Annotated in this window: 2 protein-coding genes; both read left to right on the top strand. The window is 32.2% G+C overall.

Annotation, left to right across the window (positions count from 1 at the left end):
* A partial coding sequence (locus QVO42_RS06710) for an EFR1 family ferrodoxin (RefSeq protein ID WP_288164010.1) occupies nt 1-315 on the top strand: 315 nt, incomplete at its 5' end.
* Nucleotides 316-389: 74 nt separating this feature from the next.
* Nucleotides 390-2021, top strand: a complete 1632-nt coding sequence (locus tag QVO42_RS06715; RefSeq protein ID WP_022425375.1) for an AAA family ATPase — start codon at nt 390-392, stop codon at nt 2019-2021.
* Nucleotides 2022-2558: the final 537 nt, after the last annotated feature.

A 2558-nucleotide genomic window follows, 5' to 3' on the forward strand; every position in this document is an offset into this window, starting at 1 on the left:
GCTTCCTATATCCACCAGCATTTACCTTTTCCTAATATGTCATTACAATTGAAAGACAAGTTCCAATCTTCTATTGTGAATACAGTTTTCTATCCACTTTTTGTGAAAGTAGCTGCTTTCTATAGTACGGATGAATGTATTGGATGCGGATTATGTGAGAAATTATGTCCATTAAAAAATATACAAATAAAAGATCATCGTCCTGTATGGGGTAAGGAATGTACACATTGTATGGCATGTATTGCGAAATGTCCTAAAAAGGCGATAGAATATGGAAAGAAAAGTAAAGGAAAGAATAGGTACTATATTGACTAGGTACAACTTGAAAGTTTACCGCTTATTCAATAAGATAGTCATGTTATCATAGTAGAAAAGAAAGGAGTGTGCATATGAGAAAAGCTATACCTTTAGGAGTAGTAGACTATGAAACATTAAAGAATCAGAATTATTTTTTTATTGATAAAAGTATGATGATTTATGATTTTTTAATGAGAAAAAGTACTGTCACTCTTATTACTCGACCTAGAAGGTTTGGAAAAACAATCAATATATCAATGATGTCTTCATTCTTTGATATTACTAAAGATTCTAAAGAAATATTCAAAGATACAAAAATTGTTGAAACAGAGTATATATCAGAAATGAATCAATATCCTACAATCTTCATTTCGTTTGCGAATGCGAAGAATGATAAATGGAATGTTGTAAAGGAAATCAAATTACAACTGCGTAAAGAATATGATCGATATGCTCATGTATTTGAACAAAAAATGACTGTATTTGAACAAAACGAATATGAATCTCTTGTACAAGGGTTAATGACAAAAAATGATGGGATTCTAGATAATATTATCGATGCACTTTCTTTTTTGATGGAACGATTAGAGAAATACTACCACAAAAAAGTAATGGTATTCATAGATGAATATGACACACCTTTTATTGAAACTCATGTTGGAGGATATTATGAAGAGTTGCGAGGGGGATTATCTTCTCTGCTTCATAATGCATTAAAGACATCTATGAGTCTACATTATGCAATGATGACTGGTATTCAAAGAGTTGCGAAAGAGAACATCTTCAGCGATTTGAATAATCTGGTTGTATGCACAGTAAAAGATCCAGAATATTCTCAATACTTTGGCTTTACAGAAGAAGAAACGAAGCAAACATTAGAATATTATGATTTATCACTCAATGATGAAGTGAAATCTATGTATGATGGATATCATTTTGGAGAACATGATATCTATAATCCATGGTCTATCTTGAATTATGCTTCTAGAAAAGTATTAGAGCCTTATTGGGTGAATACGAGCAGTAATACAATGATTAAAAAAGCAATATCTAGCAGTGATGAAGCTTTTGAGAGAGGCTATGAGGAGCTTATTCGAAATGGTAAACTCGAAACCACTGTAAAAATGGATACCAGCTTTTTTGAAGTAAACAATACAGAAAACTTGTGGGGTCTTTTGGTTAATGCTGGATATCTCACATTACACAAAACAATATCTATTCAAGATAGCCTGTATATCATAAAAATTCCTAATCAAGAAGTTCAATTGGAATTTAGAAAGCTTACAGCCTATCATTTGAAAGCGACTGAAACAGATTTGACAGTACTATTTAATTCATTAAAACGTTGCAAAAAAGAAGATTTTGAAGACAGATATCGAAAGATTTTACTCACATTACCTTCTTATCATGATTTGAAAGATGAAAATAGTTATCACATGATGTTGCTTGGAATGTGTGCCTGGCTTTCTAATGAGTATGAAGTAATCAGTAATCGAGAAGTAGGAAAGGGAAGATGTGATATCATACTAAAATCCAAGAAAAATCAAATATCATATATTCTAGAATTTAAATATACAAATGATAGTTCAGTTGATTTGAAACAACTCGCAAAATCAGCAATAGATCAAATTAACAGTAGAAGATATGATAGTGAATTAAGTGGAACAGTGATTCGCATAGGACTAGCACATTATCAAAAAAATGTAGAAATTGAATGGCAATAAGAATATCGGATATTATTTCTGATATTCTTTTTTCTATGAAAAAGAGCTGTAACGCTCAAGTATTCGTTACAGCTTTTCACAAGTATTTTCCAATTTTACTATTCTTATTCTGTTTAATTTCTTCGACAGTTCCCGTCGCAATAATCTCTCCACCAAGTTGACCGCCCTCAGGACCCATATCAATAATGTAATCAGAATTTCTACTGACTACTCCCACGGGCAAGCCCTTTTTTCTTTAATCTGACTACTCCCACGGGCAAGCCCGTGGGGTTCTTACTATCAAGTTTAGCTTGTAATCGTACATCATTTTCAGACTTTGGAGTTACAAGTGTAAATCTATTTGAATCAGAACTTTCATTACCAAGCAGTCCAGCGACCACATTAACGGTAAATTTCTACTTTCGTAAGGAAGTATAGTCAATCTCCCTGAATATATTTTACGCTATCTTAATTCCGCTGTTTAATATCTTGATCTCGTTAACCTTAATCCATTCGATTAAGGCCTTTTCTTTGCTGTAACACTTATCAAATTCAGAA

The sequence above is a fragment of the Catenibacterium sp. CAG:290 genome (assembly GCF_000437715.1).
GTDB classification, from domain to species: domain Bacteria; phylum Bacillota_I; class Bacilli_A; order Erysipelotrichales; family Coprobacillaceae; genus Catenibacterium; species Catenibacterium mitsuoka_A.